The sequence below is a fragment of the Sphaerospermopsis aphanizomenoides BCCUSP55 genome, assembly GCF_001586785.1.
Classification (GTDB): Bacteria; Cyanobacteriota; Cyanobacteriia; order Cyanobacteriales; family Nostocaceae; genus Sphaerospermopsis_A; species Sphaerospermopsis_A aphanizomenoides_A.
In genome coordinates, this window is the sequence record NZ_LUFH02000106.1 from 1 (window position 1) to 20,028 (window position 20,028).

Consider the following 20,028-nt stretch of genomic DNA (forward strand, 5'->3'; position numbering starts at 1 on the left):
GAGATTTGAACGCCGCTATCAACATCAAGAATCGTGGGACGCACGATCTAAAAGCTCAGATAATGTCCTCATAGAGGAGTCTCTGAGAAGCCCTCGCCTACCCGAAGGGAGGCGATGGGTACGTCACTAAACTCATGGATGAATTGATATCTGGAGGAATTTATTTTGCAAGTTAAAGCAGCAGTAGCTTACAGTGCAGGTCAGCCATTAACTATCGAAACGGTAGAACTTGAGGGTCCACAAGCTGGGGAAGTGTTAGTTGAGATTAAAGCCAGCGGAGTGTGTCATACCGATGCTTACACCCTTTCTGGTGTTGACCCTGAAGGTTTATTTCCGGCAATTTTGGGACATGAGGGTGCTGGTGTGGTTGTGGAAGTAGGGGCTGATGTCAAAAGCGTTAAACCTGGTGATCATGTCATTCCTTTATACACACCTGAATGTCGTCAATGTGAATATTGTTTGAGCTTTAAAACGAATCTTTGTCAAGCGATTCGGGCTACTCAAGGCAGGGGTTTAATGCCTAATGGTACTAGTCGTTTTAGTATCGAGGGCAACATGATACATCATTACATGGGAACTTCTACTTTCGCTAATTATACGGTGTTGCCAGAAATAGCTGTGGCGAAAATTCGTGAAGATGCGCCGTTTGATAAAGTTTGTTACATTGGTTGTGGTGTAACAACGGGTATTGGTGCGGTTATCTATACTGCTAAAGTCGAAGCGGGAGCAAATGTAGTAGTTTTCGGTTTGGGTGGGATTGGTTTAAATGTCATCCAAGGGGCGAAAATGGTAGGTGCAAATATGATTGTGGGAGTTGATATTAATCCTCAAAAACGAGCTTTAGCTGAAAAATTTGGCATGACACATTTTGTTAATCCCAATGAACTGGAAGGGGATTTAGTTCCATATTTGGTTGATTTAACGAAAGGTGGTGCTGATTATTCTTTTGAATGTATTGGCAATGTCAATGTCATGCGTCAGGCTTTAGAATGTTGTCATAAAGGTTGGGGTGTGAGTGTCATTATTGGTGTGGCAGGTGCAGGGCAAGAAATTAGCACTCGGCCATTTCAATTAGTTACTGGTAGAGTTTGGAAAGGTTCAGCTTTTGGTGGTGCAAGAGGGCGTACAGATGTGCCGAAAATTGTTGATTGGTATATGGATGGGAAGATAAATATTGATGATTTAATTACTCATGTAATGCCCATTGAGCAAATTAATAATGCGTTTGATTTAATGCACAGAGGGGAATCAATTCGGAGTGTGGTGACATTTTAATAGTCAAGAATAATTCCCTAAAGTTCAGTTAATCTTTTTTATGTTCTCTGTTTACTCGGCGCTTTTGAACTTTGAATCTTGAACTTTGAATCTTGAACTTTGAATCTTGAATTCCCAGAAGGGATTGACTACATGACAAATATTAACCTGCTATCGGAATATCAATGCTTTAATGGTAAACTCGGCTTTTATTCACATTTCTCTACTACCTGTAACAGTGAAATGCGTTTTGCAGTTTATCAACCACCGCAAGCCGCACAAAAACCTGTACCAGTCCTTTATTTTCTTTCTGGTTTAACTTGTAGAGAAGATAATTTTATGATTAAAGCAGGGGCGCAACAGTGGGCTGCTAAATATGGTTTAATGCTAGTTGCACCAGATACAAGTCCGCGTAATACTGGGATTGTAGGTGAAGATGATCAATGGGATGTAGGAACAGGTGCGGGATTCTATGTAGATGCGACAGAAGCACCTTGGCGATCGCACTATCAAATGTATAGTTATATTGTCCGAGAATTACCTGATTTAATTAACAGTAATTTTCCCACTCAACCAGATCAACAAAGCATTTTTGGTCACTCGATGGGAGGGCATGGGGCGCTAGTTTGTGCCATGAGAAATCCACAACTATACAAATCAGTATCTGCCTTTGCACCTATTGTTGCACCTATAAAATGCGCCTGGGGTCAAAAAGCATTTAATCTTTATCTGGGAGATAATCAAGAAACTTGGCGTGCCTATGATGCTAGTCAATTAGTGCAAGAAGTAGGATATCACAGTACAATTCTCATTGATCAAGGAACGGCTGATCAATTTTTAACTGATCAATTATTAACTAATGTGTTTGAACAAGCTTGTACAAAAGTAAATCAGCCTCTCAACTTACGCTATCAACCAGGTTACGATCACAGTTATTATTTTATTTCTACTTTCATTGCTGACCACATTCGTCACCATGCCCAATATTTGGGATTAATGGATTGATTTAATAATTGAAAATAGGATTTTCTCGTCGGGTGGGTAATACCCACCCCATAACATCTGCGGGAATTATTAACGTGATGGATTACCCTGATTAGGACTACCAGCTACTTTATCTTCACCAGGGGCTTCAGGTGTAGCAGTCTCCCTGGCATCACTTTTTTCAGTATCTCCAGTTTTGCGAATGTCCTCTTGTAAGGGAGTTTGATAACCACCAGCAGTTGCTGGTGTATTCTCTTGATGATTCGCTTGCTGCTTAGATTGTTGCTGTTTATGTGTTTTTTTTTCTTTGGCGCTCATGAATGTATTCCAATTAATATGAACACCATTATAACAAGTTAATCACCGTCAATTTATCTATCTATCATCTGGTTATAAAATATTTATTTATCTACCTTAAGTATTGTTTATTTTTCAGGAAAATAATACTTTCAGAAATAGGCAAAAGTTCCATATTTATATGCGAGTTAGGAAATTAAATTATTTTATCTGAGTAAAATTACCCTATTTTATGCTAAAAATTGAGTTAAACTACAGAGGCGCAGAGTTAATAATGAGTCTAATTTGGCAAGCTGATTTTTATCGTAGTCCGTTACGGGATGAAGCAGGGCAAGTATTATGGGAGTTATTAATTTGTGATCCGACTCGTAAATTAGAATATGTCGCTACCTGTCCCCAGTCACAGGCAAATTCCAATTGGTTGACGGAACAGTTTAAGTTAGCGGGTGCAGAAATTTTACCGGATATAATTCAGGTATTTAGACCTCAATCTTTGAGTTTAATGACCGCTGCTGCGAATAATTTAGGTATTAATATTGAACCTACCCGTCGCACTTTGGCGTTAAAACAATGGTTGCAAGAAAAGGAATATCCTGTAGTAGTTGAAAAATTACCACCAGAACCATTACCAGAAAATCTCTGGGGAGAAGAGTGGCGTTTTGCAAATATTCCCGCTGGTGATATTGTGGATGAATTTACAGACCGTCCAATTCCTGTTTTGCAAATACCAGAATTTCTGCAACCGATTAATTTGGGTTTAGCATCAACAGTTCCTATTCCCGGTGTGGTAATTTATGGTGGAAGGCAATCTATGCGTTTGGCAAGATGGTTACAGGAAGCAAATCCTGTGAATTTAAATTATATTGCAGGTGCGCCAGATGGGTTAATTTTAGAAGCTGGTTTAGCAGATAGATGGATTTTGGCGACTTTTGAAGATGAAGAGGTTGCAGCAGCAGCTAAGGTATATGCACAGCGAAAACAGGTAAGTAAAGGATTGCATTTCTTATTGGTGCAACCTGATGATTCGGGGATGACTTACAGTGGTTTTTGGTTGTTGGGAGGGGAAGATTGAAAAATGTCACTTCCTAATATATCTATACCTGATAAGGTTGCAAAAGATGTTCACCATTGAAGTGAATCAAATGAGTTGCATCTTCCGCTACCCATACATCAGTTTCCCAAGAAATTTCTGATTGCTGATGGAATTAGGTATATATCAAATCAGCCGTTATGGGATGAAGTAGCTAAGAAAATAAGTAGAACAGATAAAGATGTGAAGCAACAGTTAAATTCTATCGTGTATCGCAGAAATAAAATAGCTCATGAAGCAGATATAGATCCCACATTAGGTTTAGGTAATCGCTGGAATATAGATGAATTAATGGTTGGTGATACAGTAGACTTTATTGAACAAGTCGTTGAGAGTATTCATCAAATGTTGTAGGGTATTCAAACCAGATCCCCGACTTCTTATTTAACCATTACAACAACCTATGAAAAAAGTTTGGTAGATGAAACTTTTCCAGGGGAAAAAAGTCTCAATTTACATACAATCCTCAAAGGAGTTATTGATGTTCAAACTGTCAAAATTTATATCTGGGAACTTAGCAAGCTTAACTTTGTGTTCTATATTTATAGGAATCTTATCAAAACCTGTAATATCTGGTGAACCAATTATGGATAGAAATTGTGGTCTTAATGAGAGAACAAACGAAAATTTCAAAAAACTAACTCCCCAAAATAGAGGATATATTTGGTTAACCAAAGACTTTAAATTCAATAATCAAAAATACTACTTGCAAGTATACAGATTTCCTGATCATACAGGGGTATTTTGTCTAGGAATTGTGAATAAGCATTTACCTAAAAGATTGATAAATGCGGAAATTTTGCAAAATAAATTGATTGAAAAAGTTGATCGAGACACATCTCAACAAAACCATTATATAGTGACAGTTAAAGGAAATAAAAACGAAGATTTTTTGAGAACTACCTATAGATTAAACCTGAGTAACCCGCAAAATCCCAAAGTCACCCCCATTATCAAGGTATATAAAAAATAAGATGTTTTTTGGTGGTAATAATGAAAAAATACGTTGGGGATATTAACCTTCCCCCAACCCCCCACCAACTTAGATACAATCTATAAGCTGACGTAAACCCGACTAACCAAAATGACAAGCACCACCACACCAAAAATCCAACTCCCCGAACTCCTAGCACCTGCGGGTAACTGGGAATGTGCAGAAGCAGCAGTAGAAAATGGTGCAGATGCAATTTATTTTGGTTTAGACAAGTTTAATGCGAGAATGCGGGCTGAAAATTTTACTGAAGAAGATTTACCAGAATTAATGGAGTTTCTGCATCTGCGGGGAGTCAAAGGTTACATCACTCTGAATACCCTGATTTTTCCCCAGGAACTAACCCAAGCACAGCAATACCTCAAAACGATCATTTCTGCTGGTGTTGATGCTGTAATTGTGCAAGATATTGGTATTTGTCGTCTCATTCGTCATCTTTCTCCAGACTTTCCCATTCACGCTTCTACTCAGATGACTATTACCAGTGCTGCGGGGGTAGAATTTGCTAAATCTTTGGGATGTCAATTAGTAGTTTTAGCACGAGAATGTTCTATTAAAGAAATTAATAAAATTCAACAACAAATATCTCAAAAAAATACTTCCCTACCTTTAGAAGTTTTCGTTCATGGTGCTTTGTGTGTCGCATATTCTGGACAATGTTTAACCAGCGAAGCATTAGGAGGACGTTCAGCAAATAGAGGTGAATGCGCTCAAGCTTGTAGAATGCCTTATGATTTAATTGCAGATGGCGAAGTTGTTGATTTAGGTAATCGTAAATATTTACTCAGTCCTCAAGATTTAGCAGGTTTAGAAGTTTTACCGGAGTTGGTTAAATCTGGGGTGACATCTTTAAAAATTGAAGGAAGATTAAAAGCCCCAGAATATGTTGCTAATGTCACTCAAGTTTATCGTAAAGCATTAGATAAAATAGCCCATGCAACTTCTTTACAAAAATCATCTAATTGGAAAAAAGACCAATATAATTTAGAAATGGCATTTTCTCGCGGACTTTATACAGGTTGGTTTGAGGGGATAAATAACCAAGAATTAGTTCATGCAAACTTCGGAAAAAAACGCGGTGTTTATTTAGGAGAAGTTACCCGCGTTAGAAATGAACAAATAACAGTGAAATTAGCAGCACCTGTTAAACCTGGGGATGGTGTGGTGTTTGACAGTGGACATCCAGAAATGCGAGAAGAAGGAGGAAGGATATATGGGGTTGTGGAAACAGGAAACGAGGTAATTTTAACGTTTGGTAGAGATGATTTGAATTTTCTGAAAATCCATAGAGGAAATAAAGTTTGGAAAACAAGTGACCCAGAATTAGATAAACAAATTCGTCAAAGTTATGATGGAGAATATCCCCAATTTACCAGACCTATTAATATAGAAGTGTATGGGGAAATCGGAGAGAAATTAATAGTGGTTGCTCGTGATGAAATTGGTAATATAGTTAAGGTAGAATCTGAAATATTACTGGTTGAAGCACATACTAAACCCCTGACTACAGAAAAACTACAAGAACAATTAGGTCGTTTAGGTAACACAGCATTTTGTTTAGGAACTCTCACCAATAACATCAAATGTCATGCAATGTTACCCGTTAGCGAATTAAATAAAATGCGGCGGGAAATTGTCACCAAATTAGAAAAGTTAAGAACTAAACCCAAAAATTGGCAATTAAATCATCATGCAAAATGGCAAAATTTAATTATAATTGAATCTTCACCTGTTCCTACTTTTCCTTCTCTGATTGTTTTAGTCAGAAATATCAAACAATTAAAAGCTGTCTTAACTACAGATATCAAAACTGTATATTGTGAATTTGAAGACCCTCGCAACTACCGAGAAGCAGTAAGAATATTTAGAGAATTTAGAGAAGCACAAAAATCGGCAAGTATTTTTGTAGCACCACCTCGCATAACAAAATCTGGTGAAAGCTGGATTTTAAAACAAGTTAAAGATGCTGAAGCTGATGGTTATTTAATCAGAAATTACGACCAATTAGAATATTTTACAGGTGAAAGATGTATTGGTGACTTTTCCTTAAATATTGCTAACCCTTTAACCGCAGACTATTTGCAACAACGCTTTAATTTAGAACGTTTAACAGCATCCTATGATTTAAATATTAACCAACTTGAAGATTTAATTACCACCTACCCACCTCAATATTTTGAAGTCACAATACATCAATATATACCCATGTTTCACATGGAACATTGCGTTTTTTGTGCTTTCCTATCGGAAGGAACAGACTATACAAATTGTGGTAGACCTTGCGAAAAACAAGAAGTAAAAATCAGAGACAGAGTTGGTAGTGAACACATCCTCAAAGCAGACGCAGGATGTCGAAATACAGTATATAACGGTACGGCACAAACTGGTGCGGAATATGTGCAGAGATTAATTAGTTTGGGTTTACAACATTTGAGAATTGAATTTCTCAATGAAACACCAGAACAAGTAACTAAAACCATACATTCTTATCAACAACTGCTGCAAGGAGAAATAACAGGTTTTGAACTTTGGAAAACATTAAAGTTGCAAAATCAATTAGGTGTTACCCGTGGTGCATTAGGTAATCAATATTAACAATAATTGAATTTCAGCGATTATAAATCACATCTACACAGACAAAACCCACTTTCGTGGGTTTTTAATTACTCTTTAATTACTTTTTAATCACTTAACATTTTTCCTCTGTGTCATCTGTGTCTGAAGTAGTTCGTCACATTATATCTGCTAAGGATATTTACTTTACTATTACCAATAATCACAATATATAATACTACAATACCCATAAATACTATTTACTACTTAACTATGTCAAACTTAGCGCCCCAATGTCAGAAATTACCCGTACAACTTGAGACTATCCTGCAACTTCTACACCAAGAACCCGCTTTGCGTTCTCAAGATATTACATCTGTGCAGATATCTTTAGATAAAGCCATTTCTCCCAGATTTGAAATTGTGTTTGCAGGTGCTTTTAGTGCTGGTAAATCAATGTTGATTAATGCACTTTTGGAAAGCTGGTTGCACGAACCTTCTATTTACGCCAATTTACAAGCTATAGCTATACGCTCAAAGAAGGTGCTAGGGCTAAAGTTTTCGTCCGATCCGCAAGGAGAAAGCGATCGCACAAATTAAACATTTCTACCTCAGTTTGCGCTCGTCGCATCAGCCGCAGAAAATGACCTTCAGTGTCAACACTCAAAGCAATGTAGTTCAGGAACATTTTCAGGTAGGCTAACCGCGATCGCTCTGGTATAGTTGACGCTGTGGGAGTTTGCCATAAACGATCAATATAGTTGCGTACCTCTGCTAAAGGAACAGGTATAATCTCCTCTCCTCGCAAAGCTTGGCGAATTTGATTAAACAGCCAAGGATTCCCAATCGCCCAACGTCCCACCATCACTCCCGCCGCGCCCGTTTGAGAAAGCACTTCCAGGGCGGTTTTCGCCGAGTTGATATTGCCATTAGCCAACACTGGACAATCAACCCGTCTCACCGCTTCCGCAATCAAATCATATTTAACTTCCCCGTGGTACATATCTTTCACCGTGCGACCGTGCAAACTTAGCAAATCAATATTATGACGATTGATTAGATCGAGAATTTCATAAAAGTTATCTGTATTTTCAAAGCCTACGCGCATCTTCACAGTTAAAGGTTTATCATTCACCGCAGCACGCAATTCTCCCAAAATCTGCTCTACCTTTTCCGGTTCTCGCAGCAATCCACCGCCAACATTTTTACGATAAATTCGAGGTGCTGGACAGCCCATGTTTAAATCTACTCCCGCGATATTATATTTGCAGAGTTCCTTGGCTGTTCTTACTAAGTCGGGAATGCTTTCACCAATCATTTGAGCAAAAACGGGGCGACCGGTATCGTTTTCCGTTATTGCTGCCAGAATGTGACGATTGAGCCGTGAGGTATCATTGACGCGGAAATACTCGGTGAAAAAGTAGTCAGGACTACCGTAGTGGGCAATGACCTTCATAAACCAGAGATTTGTTACATCCTGCATTGGTGCAAGAGCGGTGAAGGGTAGGTCTTTCTGAAGTGACTGGGGGAGTGATATCTGGGACATAGAGATGAAGAGAATTTAATGAAGTGAATCCTTAACTACCAATTACCAGCTAAAGCCTTTAACGCCAATAACCCCGCCCCATAAGCTGGTTCATGACGGGGATAAATTATATTTACCAAAGGATACTTATGAATCATAAAGTTAACAAATCTTTCCCGTAACCCACATTTTCCCAACCAAATACTACCTGTAGTCACAATTTCCACAACCTGATTAGAATCAAAAATCTGATCAATAACTGTAGCAGTAGCTATGACTAATTCTCTAACAGCTTCATCAATAATCCTATTAGCAATTTTATCACCTTCACTAGCTGCTTGATCAACAATTGGCGCTAAAGCTGCTATTTCTTTTACACCCCATCCTTTTCGATATATTATTTCTATTAATTTTTCTATGTTTTCTATTTGTAGATATTGCTGAAAATTATCTAATAAAATTGTTGATTTACCTCTTCCATCATAAGCTTTTAAAGCCGCTTGCATCCCAGCTACAGCTATTTTATAGCCGCTACCTTCATCTCCTAAAATATAACCCAAACCACCAACACGTTTAGTTTCTCCTTGATGATTTCTGCCAAAAATAATAGAACCAGTTCCCGCAGCTACCACAATACCCACAGCATTACCAATACCTCCCATTAAAGCAATTAAAGCATCATGACAAATAACAATATGAGATGGTTGGAATTCCCAGGTAATTGGTAGGATATCTTTGCTATTTTGCAATTGACTAACTATATCTTTTACTACTTTCATAACCTCTGGACGACTAACACCTGCCAACCCCATACAAATTTCTATGATATTAATAGTATTTGTGTGATTTAAAGCTGTAATTGTTGCTTGATTAATGGCAGATTGAATTTGTTTTTGTGCTGCTGCTATACCTATACTTTGATAATTAGATGCACCTGCTTTACCTCTTCCTAGAATCTTACCAGCATCATCCATAATGATACAAATAGTTTTGCTACCACCGCCATCAACACCTAAAATACAATTCATATAAAACTCCTATTTATACAGAGAATAAATTCCCTGTCTTATAGCTGAAGTCGGTTAAAACCGACTATATTTTCGTGAAACTGAAAGCTGAATGGTGAATGTTTATTTATTTTCCGGTTCTGAAGGTAAAGGAATAAAAAATATAGTTAACATCCCCGGAATAGTTGCCAAACAAACCAAGATAAAGAATAATGGATATCCTAATGATTGTTGAATTTGTCCACTAATTGCTCCTGGTATCATCAAACCTAAAGCCATTAAACCAGTAGATATGGCAAAATGGGAAGTTTTATGTTCCCCTTTACAAATATACATTAAATAGACTGTAAAAGCTGTAAATCCTACACCATAACCAAATTGTTCTAAAGAAACTAGAGGATAAACAAATTTGAGTTCTGGTTTAACATAAGCCATATAGATATAAAAAACGTTCGGTAAATTTAATGCTAAAGCCATCGGTAATAAACAATTTTTTAACCCATATTTAGCAATTAATAGACCTCCTAAAATTCCGCCACATATCAAAGATATTACCCCAAAAGTACCATAGACTAAACCAAAATCTTGAGTAGATAAACCTAAACCTCCTAGTTCTGGTTTATCTAATAAAAATAAAGAAGCTATTTTAAGTAACATTGCCTCACCAAATCTGTAAAGCAAAATAAAGGCTAAGATTATGGCTATTTGGGGTTGCTTAAAATAGGAAACAATAATCTTAACAAAAGGTATATTAGTTATATTTGATTCCCGATTTGATTCCTGGTAGTTATTATTTGATTCTGGTGTTGGTAAAATGACTAGATGAAAAACAAATAAAAATGCAAAGATGACAGCAGCTACACCGATGACAATACTCCAACTTAAAGGAATATTCTGAGTTGATTCTTCTAGATAACCTGCTAAAAATACTAAAAAGCCTGTACTAAATAAAATTGCGAATCTATAAAACAATGAGCGAATCCCCACAAACAAAGCTTGTTGTTCTGGGTGTAAAGCCAGCATATAAAAGCCATCTGTGGCAATATCATAAGTAGCAGAAATAAATGCCGAAATGGTTAATATTCCTAGAGATATAAAGAAAAAATTGGGAAGATGAAAAGATATAGATAAAAAACTCAAACAAAAAAACATAATCATTTGCATTGTCAGCAACCATTTTCTTTTCGTTGAGTAAATATCCACAAAAGGCGACCAAAACATTTTCAAAATCCAGGGAAAACTGATTAGACTTGTCCAAAAAGCAATTTGAGTATTGTCTATTCCCAGTTTCTTGTAGAAAATGACAGATACTGCATTAATAATCATGTAGGGTATCCCTTCCGCAAAATAAAGGGTGGGTATATAAAGCCAAGGGGAAAGAGATGTAGTTTTATTTGTGATAGGTTTGATTTTCAAAATAAATAGTCCCCATGATATGCACAGGAGTTACAGCAGGAGTCAGGAGTAAAACTGGCTTGTTGTCTGGCTTTAAAGCTAGATTCTGTAACTAATTGATCTGGAAGCTGCTGTAAAGAGGGAATAGATCCCACTAGTCGCACTTCATGTTGTAATACAAAATGTTGTGTAATAAGTAGCAAAAAAGGTGTAAATATAAATACGTGATTAATTTAGTAACAAATATAGGCAGTAGTATAAAAATTGCCGACAAATTGAAATTAATAAGGTATTGACAATAAATTCAGGAGAAAAAATGAGAAAATGATTCTGAATTAAATAAAAATAGCCAAAAATATGAATACCCAAAAAGAAGAATTTGAAAGTAAAAACTTAGATCACTTAGGAATAATAGATGAAAGCCTGTGAAATCAAAGGATATAGCTATCGAGAAGAAAAAGTATCTTACTTATGGGGGAATAGAGCAAAGATGGTTATTAATTGAAAGCACAGAAAGAAAAAAATCAGACTTCAAGAAATTAACCCAAAAAATCTCAAAAGAGTTTCTGAAAACTAATAAACAGCTAGTCAAGTTAGAAAAAGAAGAATTTGAGCAAAAATCTTTAGCAGAATTAAAAATTAAAGACCTGGCAGCAAAATTAAAATATCATCAAACATCAGACATAGAAATTAGCGAGAAATTAAAGAAAGGAAAAACAGTAGTGTATCAAGTCAAATGTAAATTAATAGAAAATCAGGAGTTAATCACAAAACATCGCTTTCAGTGTATTCATTTGGTTACACTTAATCAGGAAGAACATATTTCTAATTGGAATACGGAAAGAGATTTTATCTTGCGTCTTTTACCAGATGATTGTTTACGTTACTATCAATTAGTCACCTAATTATTATCAAGCTAGGGGAGGGCATCCCCAAAGTAACGCTACAGGAGTTGAAGCCTCTACTCTACTTGGTGCAAACCTGGTTGAGCAAGTTTTGACGATGAATGTAGAATCCCCGTGTCTTTAGACCGGGGAGTGTCAACGGTGTTTTTTGCCTAAGTACCAATAACTAGCAACTTGGGTTGGTAATACTATAGAATACCCGGTATGAGAATTTTATTAGTAGAGGATGACACATTACTGAGTAAGAAACTAGCACAATTGCTAACGGAAAATAATTACTCGGTTGACTTAGCAACTAATGGTCAAACAGGTTTAACGCTGGCAATAGTAGTTAAATATGACTTAATTTTATTAGACTGGCTGATGCCTCAACTGGATGGTATCAGCCTGTGTCGCCAACTGCGATCGCTAGGGTACACTAAACCGATTTTATTGCTCACTGTCAAAAATCGCTATGCAGATATTGTTGCTGGCTTAGATGCTGGTGCGGATGATTACATAACTAAGCCATACAACGAAGAAGCACTGCTGGCAACAATTCGCTCTTTATTACGACGGAGTATAGAGTTTTCTACATCTAAGTTAACCTGGGGAAATTTGTGTTTAGATCAAATCTCCGGCAAAGTAACTTATCTCGACCAGATAATTGCACTCACACCTAGAGAATACAATCTACTAGAATTATTTTTACAGCACCCTAATCGTCTTTTTAGCCGCAAAGTCATATTAGACCGACTTTGGGGATTTGATGATGCACCAGGCGAAAAAGCAGTAACTACACATATTAAAGACTTACGCAAGAAACTGAAAACCGGAGGACTAGCAGAAGACATTCTGGAAACAGTCTATGGTATTGGCTATCGCTTAAAACTATCCCCCAATGAACCGGCTGCTCAACAGTGGGATAAATTAGCGAAACTACCAGAAACAGAGAAATTGAATTACCCAGTCACTAATAAACCCAGGTTCCAAAATTTAACTTCTGTTTATCAAGTATTAGAACAATTTCAGAATTCTTTTAGTGAACAAGTAGAAATTCTGGAACAAGCAAAAACTGAGCTTTTAGCAGGTAATTGGCAGGCAGAATTACAGCAAACCGCCAAGAAAGAGGCTCATAAACTCGCTGGTTCTATGGAAACCTTTGGCTATCCCAAAGGTTCTAGACTGGCACGAGCATTAGAACATTTACTAATTCAAAATAGCACACTGACAGATACAGAAATTACTCGGTTTTGCCAAATAGTAACAGCATTACGACAAGAACTAACAAAGCCACGAGTAATTAATACTACCCAACGTCAATCCCTAGTCCGAAAACATCATGTATTAGTAATTGATGACGATACAATATTAACCACAGCCTTGCAGATTCAAGCAGAAGCTTGGGGAATGGAAATGACAATTGCTCCTAATTTAGCAACTGCCCGTGATTTTCTGTCCTTGGCAACTCCTGATGCTGTTTTATTAGATTTGAACTTTCCAGATACAGAAGAAGATGGAATCACTCTGCTACAGGAATTGTTAGAACGTACCTCTGAATTACCAATTATTGTGTTTACAGTCCGGGATAGCCTGGCTGACCGATTAATGGTGTCACGTTTGGGCGCACGGCAATTTTTACACAAACCTGCAACAAATGAACAAATATTTCAAGCATTAACTCGCATTTTATCTCCAGCCCAGCCTTTAGCAGCCAAAGTTTTGATAGTGGATGATGACCCGGTAATGCTGGCAGGATTATCTGCTTTACTGACTCCTTGCGGACTGAATGTGATCACTCTTTCCCAACCCCAGGATTTTTGGCAAGTATTAACAGCAACATCACCAGATTTAGTCATGCTCGATTTAGAAATGCCTGTAGTTAATGGATTAGAGTTGTGTCGAGTAGTGCGGCAAGATGCTCAAAGAGGCAATTTACCTGTTTCTATCGTCACGGTTCATAATGATACCGTATCTCTGCAACAAGCCTTTGCTAGTGGAGCAGATGATTTTATCACCAAACCAATAGTAGAAACCGAATTAGTTACACGCATTTTCAATTTGATTCAAAGAAGAAGATACACGACAAATCAGATCATCTTCAATTAGGTTTATTGACACTCTGCCTAAAGCCTCAGATAGCTGAAACTGTCACCTGTCACCTGTCACCTGTCACCTGTCATGACTATTGAACTAATTAAGAAACTGTATTTAAAATCGCTACCATATCTCGTTGCTATTGGCTCGACAATCGCAGCTTTGTTACTGTCACTTTGGTTAAAACCACTGATATTTCAAACTATAGGTATTTTCTTTTGCATAGCTCTCATTGTTACTAGCTGGTATGGTGGTTTTCGTGCAGGACTTGTGAGCATCGTTCTCATCATATTATCAATTATTTTTTTCTTGTCGCCCCCACAATCTCAATATGTCATTTACATCTCTCCACGAGATCATCTATTACGGCTAGGGCTGTTTGTGACTGTTGCTTTCATCATTAACTGGTTAACTAGCAATTTGACCAATAGCCAAAAAAAAATTCGCAAACTGCACCAGCAAATCGCTCAAGCAAACGCTGAACAATTGCGGATGGCTTTAGCAGCCGCACAGATGGGAATATGGGACTGGAATCTGGTGACGGGAAAAATCATCTGGTCGCCAGAACATGAACAGTTATTTGGTTTCGCTCCTGGTAGCTTTGATGGTAAGCATGAAACATTTGCAGCTTGCGTACATCCTGAAGATATCTCGTTAGTCAACCAAGCAGTACAACAGGCACTAGCAACTCATAGTGCGTTTCATTGCGAATTTCGGGTAGTTTGGCCAGATGGTAGCATTCACTGGATGGAGGGACGGGGACGCGGAATTTATAACTCAGTCGGTGAACCTGTCCACATGACAGGAACTGCGATGGCCATTGATGACCGTAAACAAACACAAGGCTTACTCCAACAGCAATTGGAGCAACAAGCCTTAGTCATGAAAATGACCCAACAGATTCGACAGTCCCTGAATTTAGAAGATATTCTCCAAACTACAGTTGAAGAAGTGAGACAATTTTTGGGATGCGATCGCGTGATTGTCTTCAAATTTGATCCTGGTTGGGGTGGAACAACTGTCGTTGAGTCTGTCGCATCAGAATGGATGGCAATTTTCCCACTTCAGATTTACGACCCCTGCATTGGGGAAGAAAACATTGCACGTTTTAAACAAGGCTTTGTTACTGCCAAAGCTGATATTTATGATGCTGGTATTAACCCTTGTCATATCGAATTCCTGGCCAGTCTCCAAGTTAGAGCTAATCTGGTAGTTCCAATTCTCCTCAATGATGAATTATGGGGTTTATTGGCTGCTCATCACTGTACAGCTTCCCGTGAGTGGCAATCTTCAGAAATTACTTTGTTACAACAGGTGGGAGAACAGGTAAGTATTGCTATCCAGCAAGCAGTTCTAGTTGTACAGCTACAGACTGAACTCAGAGAACGCCAACAAGCAGAAGTATCTCTCCGGGTAAGTCAAAGCCAGCTTGAGCGTCAATTAGCAGAAATTGAAAATATCTACCAATCTGCTCCTGTGGGGTTGGGTGTTTTAGACACTAACCTGAAGTTTGTCCACATTAACCAGCGTCTAGCGGAAATTAATGGCTTTTCTATAGAATCCCATATTGGTCGGACAATTCGGGACTTACTACCAGATTTGGCAGATCCCATCGAAGGACATTTACTCTCGGTTTTGTCCACAGGGAATCCCCTGCTCAACCTAGAAATGAGTGGGGAAAATCCGGCTCAACCAGGTGTGCAACGTACTTGTGTAACCAGTTATTTACCCTTAAAAGCTGGATCACACATCATTGGTATTAGTGCCTTGTGTGAAGAGATTACAGAACGCAAGCAAGCAGAACAAAGTTTGCAGGAAAGAAAAGCTATCTTACGCTTATTTGCCAAGTATGCACCTGCTGGTATTGCCATGTTTGACAAAGATATGCGCTATGTGATGGCCAGCCAAAGATGGGTAGACGACTATAATCTCGATTCTGTAGAATCCCTAATTGGGCGATCGCACTACGAAATTTTCCCCGAAATCCCCGCCAGATGGCGACAGATTCATCAACGGTGTTTGACTGGGACTAGCGAAAAATGTGATGAAGATTTATTTGTGCGAGCCGATGGGAGAGATCAGTGGCTATGCTGGGAAGTTCACCCCTGGTACACTGCTACAGGTGAAATTGGTGGTCTTATTTTTTTTGCAGAGAATATTACCCAACGCAAACAGACACAACTGGCACTGCAACAACTGAATGCTGAACTTGAGCAACGGGTAGCCCAGCGCACCGAGGAATTGAAAAAAACCAATGACCTGCTGCTAGAAACACTGTTTCAGCAGCAACAAAACCAACGCATCTTGGCAGAACAGGTACAACTCCTAGATTTAGCACACGACTCTATCATCACCCGTGAGTTAAACGGGGTGATTACCTTCTGGAATCAAGGTGCAGAAAAAATGTATGGCTGGACTAAAGCTGAAGCCTTGGGGCAAATTTCCCATACTCTCTTACAAACTCAATTTCCCCAACCATTGACAGAAATTGCAGACCAATTGTTAGCCACAGGTTATTGGGAAGGAGAACTCACCCATTTCCGCCACGATGCTCAATCTATCACTGTAGCCAGTCGGTGGGTTTTACAAACAGATAACATTGGTCAACCAATCAAAATTTTAGAAATCAACAACGACATCACCCTCAAAAAACAAACGCAAGCAGCTTTACAAAGGTATGTACATGAAATTGAAGACCTCTACAACTTCCATTCTGTGATCACCCGTAACATGGCGGAAGGTATTTGCTTAGTCAAAGCTGATAACGGAGTGATTGTCTATGCCAATCCTAAATTTGAGCAGATGTTTGGCTATAAACCTTGTGAAATCAATGGTCAGCACGTTTCCATTCTCAACTATGCCGATGATACGGTAACGGCTAAAGATGTACATCTAAATATTAAGTCTGCCATCTTAGAACAGGGTGAAGTTACCTATGAAGTTCATAATGTTAAAAAAGATGGAACTGAATTTTGGTGTAGTGCCACGGCTTCTGTATTCCATCATCCTGACTATGGTGATGTTTTCGTGGCCGTACAGCAAGATATCACTGAACGCAAACGCATTGCCGATGCCTTACGGGAGAGTGAAGAAAAGTTCCGTCAGTTAGCAGAAAATATCCAAGCCGTATTTTGGATGGCAGATGCTAAAAATGAAAAAGTTTTATATGTCAGTCCTGCTTATGAAAGCCTCTGGCAAAGGAGTTGTGAAAGTCTCTATCAAAATCCTCGAAGTTGGTTAGATCCTATTCATCCAGAAGACCGTCAGCGCGTGCAAATGGAAATAATAGAACAGACAATTACAGGGCGGTACAATAAAAAATATCGCATTATCCGTCCTGATGGTTCTATCCGTTGGATTAGCGATCGCGCGTTTCCGATCAAAAATGAAACAGGGGAAATCATCCGGTTAGCTGGTTTGGCAGAAGATATTACGGAACAGCAGAAAATTGCGGAAATGAAGAATGAATTTATTAGTATTGTTAGTCACGAACTCCGTACCCCATTAACTGCTATTCAAGCCGCACTGGACTTATTAAATAGTGGTATATACGATCAAAAACCGCACAGGTTTAAACGGATGATTGAGATTGCCAGCATAGACTGCGATCGCTTGGTGCGTCTAGTTAATGAGATTCTTGATATCGAACGCTTAGAATCTGGTAAATTCATCTTAGAAAAAACTACCTGTCAAATTCATGAATTGATTCAGCAAGCAGTAATGTTAGTAGAACCTCTTGCCCAAAAACAATCTATTAACGTGAATATCTACCCTATAGAAGCGCAAGTCTGGGTTGATGCAGATGGGATTATTCAAACGCTGACAAATCTTTTAGGAAATGCCATTAAATTTTCCCCTCTCAATTCCACAATTACTATTCGTGTGGAACAACAGCCAGATTTTGTTTTAGTTCAAGTCACAGATCAAGGTATGGGTATTCCCACAGGCAAATTAGAAACTATCTTTGAGAAATTCCAACAAGTAGATGCTTCCGACTCTCGTAGCAAAGGTGGTACTGGTTTGGGTTTAGCTATCTGTCGTAGTATCATTACCCAACATGGTGGAAGAATCTGGGCTGAAAGCACCCTTGGTTTAGGTAGTACATTTTTATTCACTTTGCCAATTTGTTAAAACTGGCAACATTTTGCCTAATTCCAGTTTAACCGTAGTGTAGTTGTGATATTAGGAAATAGGTAATAAGTAAGAAGCCACCGAGCAATGACCAATGGCACACACGGATTTTGAACACGGATACACTGATGGGTGATGAGTAATTAATAATTGTTAATTGGTAAGGTTTTATGATTCCCTATTCCCTATTCCCTATTCCCTATTCCCTATTCCCTATTCCCTATTCCCTATTCCCTATTCCCTATTCCCTATTCCCTATTCCCTATTCCCTATTCCCTATTCCCTATTCCCTATTCCCTATGACAAAAACCTATAAATTCATTCAACCATTAGATCGGGTAGCGATCGCCCTCATGCTTCTGCTGAGTCTACTAATTGGCTTGGTGATCTGGCAAGGTGATGCAGTTAAGCCCATTGTTCGTAACTTTACCTGGCAAAATCAACAAATCGGTGCTGAAGATATCTCCTTCAGTCTTACCTTTAGTCGTCCAATGGACACCAAAAGCGTAGAGGAAAACATCAAAATTGATCCACCCCTAGCAGGTAAAATCAGTTGGGCAGGACGAAGGATGGTTTACACACTGCTCACACCAGCACCCTACGGCACAAATTATAAAGTTTTTCTACAGGGAGCTAAAGATAAATTTTCCCAAACTGAAAAGACAGACAGGCTAATTCAACCCTTTACAGGTAGCTTCAGCACTCGTAATCGCGCCTTGCTTTACATAGGAGCTAATCAACAAGAACAAGGAAAGTTAGTCATCTATAACTTAACCCAAGAGCAAAAAAAGGTTCTTACCCCGAAAGACTTGGTTGTTATGGACTTCGAGCCATTTCCAGATGGGGAAAAAATATTGTTATCGGCTCGTTCTTCTAAAAATCCAGATATACTTTCAGCCCAACTATATACAGTCACAACAGGCATCTCTAGCAAAACTGGCCAACAACCAGAACCTCCGGGCAAACTAGACCTGATTTTAGATAATAAAGACTATCAAAACTTAAAATTTGACCTATCTCCTGATGGAGAAACAATAGTTGTTCAACGTGGCAAAAGAGATAATCCTGGTGACTTTGGGCTATGGTATTTGTCCATAACTCAGGACGGTTCGGGAAACCAACCCACCCCAAAACGTTTACAAACCCAACCACCCGGAGACTTTCTCATTACACCAGACAGTAAAGCCGTTGCCGTTGCCCAAGGACAAGGAACAGCAATCTTATCACTCCAAAGTGATGCCACCAAACCCCTAGATTTTCTGCCCCAATTTGGCCTAGTTCAAGCTTTCTCCAAGGATGGTTCACAAGCTGCAATGGTCAAATTTAATACTGATTATACGCGAGATTTATTTCTTGTTACTAATCAAGGCGTGCAGAAACAACTATTAAAAACCACAGGTTCAATCATGGGTTGCAACTTTGATCCTGCCTCACCTACTCTGTACTGCTTACTGACCCAACTAGTATCAAAAGAACAATATATAGAACAGCCTTATTTAGTAGCAATTAACCTCAAAACCGAGGAACAAAAACCGCTGTTGATGTTACCTCCTGCCCAAAGAAATGTGCAAATGAGTTTAGCACCCGATGGTTTGGGTATCTTGTTTGATCAAGTAGTACCCATAGATAACACCACTACCACATTACCGGCAAACACCCTAAAAACCGATGATGGAGAACCGATAGCTACTAGTAGCCTGTGGTTAATGCCTCTGTTACCCATCACCGACGCAGCAAACATTGAAATCAAACCAGAACAACTTCCCTTGGTCGGGTTTCATCCTCATTGGCTACCGTAAGACGGGGGCAGGGGGCAGGGG

General features: G+C 38.6%; 16 protein-coding genes and 1 pseudogene. 11 read left to right on the top strand and 6 right to left on the bottom strand.

Annotation, left to right across the window (positions count from 1 at the left end):
• The first annotated feature begins 165 nt into the window (after positions 1-165).
• Positions 166-1,275, top strand: a complete 1,110-nt coding sequence (locus A0J48_RS21870; protein WP_200326700.1) for an S-(hydroxymethyl)glutathione dehydrogenase/class III alcohol dehydrogenase — start codon at positions 166-168, stop codon at positions 1,273-1,275.
• A 132-nt stretch (positions 1,276-1,407) separates the two neighbouring features.
• Positions 1,408-2,259 (top strand): S-formylglutathione hydrolase, encoded by an 852-nt coding sequence (fghA, locus tag A0J48_RS21875; protein WP_200326712.1) that lies wholly within the window; start codon positions 1,408-1,410, stop codon positions 2,257-2,259.
• 69 nt (positions 2,260-2,328) lie between these two features.
• Here fghA and A0J48_RS21880 read toward each other — a convergent pair whose 3' ends face one another.
• Positions 2,329-2,556 carry a hypothetical protein gene (locus A0J48_RS21880; protein ID WP_200326701.1) on the bottom strand — a complete coding sequence of 76 codons (228 nt, stop codon included), beginning with the start codon at positions 2,554-2,556 and terminating at the stop codon, positions 2,329-2,331.
• Between the two features lie 253 nt (positions 2,557-2,809).
• Between A0J48_RS21880 and A0J48_RS21885 the strand changes: the two genes are divergently transcribed.
• Positions 2,810-3,607 carry a Tab2/Atab2 family RNA-binding protein gene (locus A0J48_RS21885; protein ID WP_200326702.1) on the top strand — a complete coding sequence of 266 codons (798 nt, stop codon included), beginning with the start codon at positions 2,810-2,812 and terminating at the stop codon, positions 3,605-3,607.
• Between the two features lie 22 nt (positions 3,608-3,629).
• On the opposite strand, the gene A0J48_RS27790 is transcribed toward A0J48_RS21885, so the two are convergent.
• Positions 3,630-3,722 carry a BsuBI/PstI family type II restriction endonuclease gene (locus tag A0J48_RS27790; protein ID WP_411841142.1) on the bottom strand — a complete coding sequence of 31 codons (93 nt, stop codon included), beginning with the start codon at positions 3,720-3,722 and terminating at the stop codon, positions 3,630-3,632.
• On the opposite strand from A0J48_RS27790, the gene A0J48_RS21890 reads away from it, so the two are divergent.
• The 4 genes and pseudogenes from A0J48_RS21890 to A0J48_RS21905 form a co-directional block, all read left to right on the top strand.
• Entirely contained in the window at positions 3,683-3,979 is a 297-nt protein-coding gene (locus tag A0J48_RS21890) for a HEPN domain-containing protein (RefSeq protein WP_200326703.1), read from the top strand. The genes A0J48_RS27790 and A0J48_RS21890 overlap by 40 nt on opposite strands.
• Before the next feature lie 67 nt (positions 3,980-4,046).
• Entirely contained in the window at positions 4,047-4,598 is a 552-nt protein-coding gene (locus tag A0J48_RS21895; protein ID WP_234301089.1) for a hypothetical protein, read from the top strand.
• 111 nt (positions 4,599-4,709) lie between these two features.
• Positions 4,710-7,211: a U32 family peptidase gene (locus tag A0J48_RS21900; RefSeq protein WP_200326704.1), complete on the top strand. Its 2,502-nt coding sequence runs from the start codon at positions 4,710-4,712 to the stop codon at positions 7,209-7,211.
• 231 nt (positions 7,212-7,442) lie between these two features.
• Positions 7,443-7,649, top strand: a pseudogene (locus A0J48_RS21905) (hypothetical protein); the annotation flags it as partial.
• A 46-nt stretch (positions 7,650-7,695) separates the two neighbouring features.
• On the opposite strand, the gene A0J48_RS21910 reads toward A0J48_RS21905, so the two are convergent.
• The 4 genes from A0J48_RS21910 to A0J48_RS21925 all read right to left on the bottom strand — a co-directional run bounded on the left by A0J48_RS21910 (position 7,696) and on the right by A0J48_RS21925 (position 11,299).
• Positions 7,696-8,715, bottom strand: a complete 1,020-nt coding sequence (locus tag A0J48_RS21910) for a tRNA-dihydrouridine synthase family protein (protein ID WP_200326705.1) — start codon at positions 8,713-8,715, stop codon at positions 7,696-7,698.
• Between the two features lie 35 nt (positions 8,716-8,750).
• Positions 8,751-9,722 (bottom strand): N-acetylglucosamine kinase, encoded by a 972-nt coding sequence (locus A0J48_RS21915; protein WP_200326706.1) that lies wholly within the window; start codon positions 9,720-9,722, stop codon positions 8,751-8,753.
• Positions 9,723-9,824: 102 nt separating this feature from the next.
• Positions 9,825-11,117: an MFS transporter gene (locus A0J48_RS21920; RefSeq protein WP_267910328.1), complete on the bottom strand. Its 1,293-nt coding sequence runs from the start codon at positions 11,115-11,117 to the stop codon at positions 9,825-9,827.
• On the bottom strand, positions 11,114-11,299 hold the full coding sequence (locus A0J48_RS21925) for a hypothetical protein (protein WP_200326707.1): 186 nt from the start codon (positions 11,297-11,299) through the stop codon (positions 11,114-11,116). Before A0J48_RS21925 ends, A0J48_RS21920 begins: the two co-directional genes overlap by 4 nt.
• 222 nt (positions 11,300-11,521) lie before the next feature.
• On the opposite strand from A0J48_RS21925, the gene A0J48_RS21930 reads away from it, so the two are divergent.
• The 4 genes from A0J48_RS21930 to A0J48_RS21945 all read left to right on the top strand — a co-directional run bounded on the left by A0J48_RS21930 (position 11,522) and on the right by A0J48_RS21945 (position 20,007).
• The gene (locus A0J48_RS21930; protein WP_200326708.1) at positions 11,522-12,001 is read left to right on the top strand and encodes a hypothetical protein; all 480 of its coding nucleotides are present in this window, start codon (positions 11,522-11,524) and stop codon (positions 11,999-12,001) included.
• A gap of 204 nt (positions 12,002-12,205) precedes the next feature.
• Entirely contained in the window at positions 12,206-14,089 is a 1,884-nt protein-coding gene (locus tag A0J48_RS21935) for a response regulator (RefSeq protein ID WP_200326709.1), read from the top strand.
• Between the two features lie 72 nt (positions 14,090-14,161).
• On the top strand, positions 14,162-18,208 hold the full coding sequence (locus A0J48_RS21940; protein ID WP_200326710.1) for a PAS domain S-box protein: 4,047 nt from the start codon (positions 14,162-14,164) through the stop codon (positions 18,206-18,208).
• Between the two features lie 299 nt (positions 18,209-18,507).
• Complete coding sequence (locus tag A0J48_RS21945; protein WP_200326711.1) at positions 18,508-20,007, top strand: Ig-like domain-containing domain; 1,500 nt, start codon at positions 18,508-18,510, stop codon at positions 20,005-20,007.
• Positions 20,008-20,028: the final 21 nt, after the last annotated feature.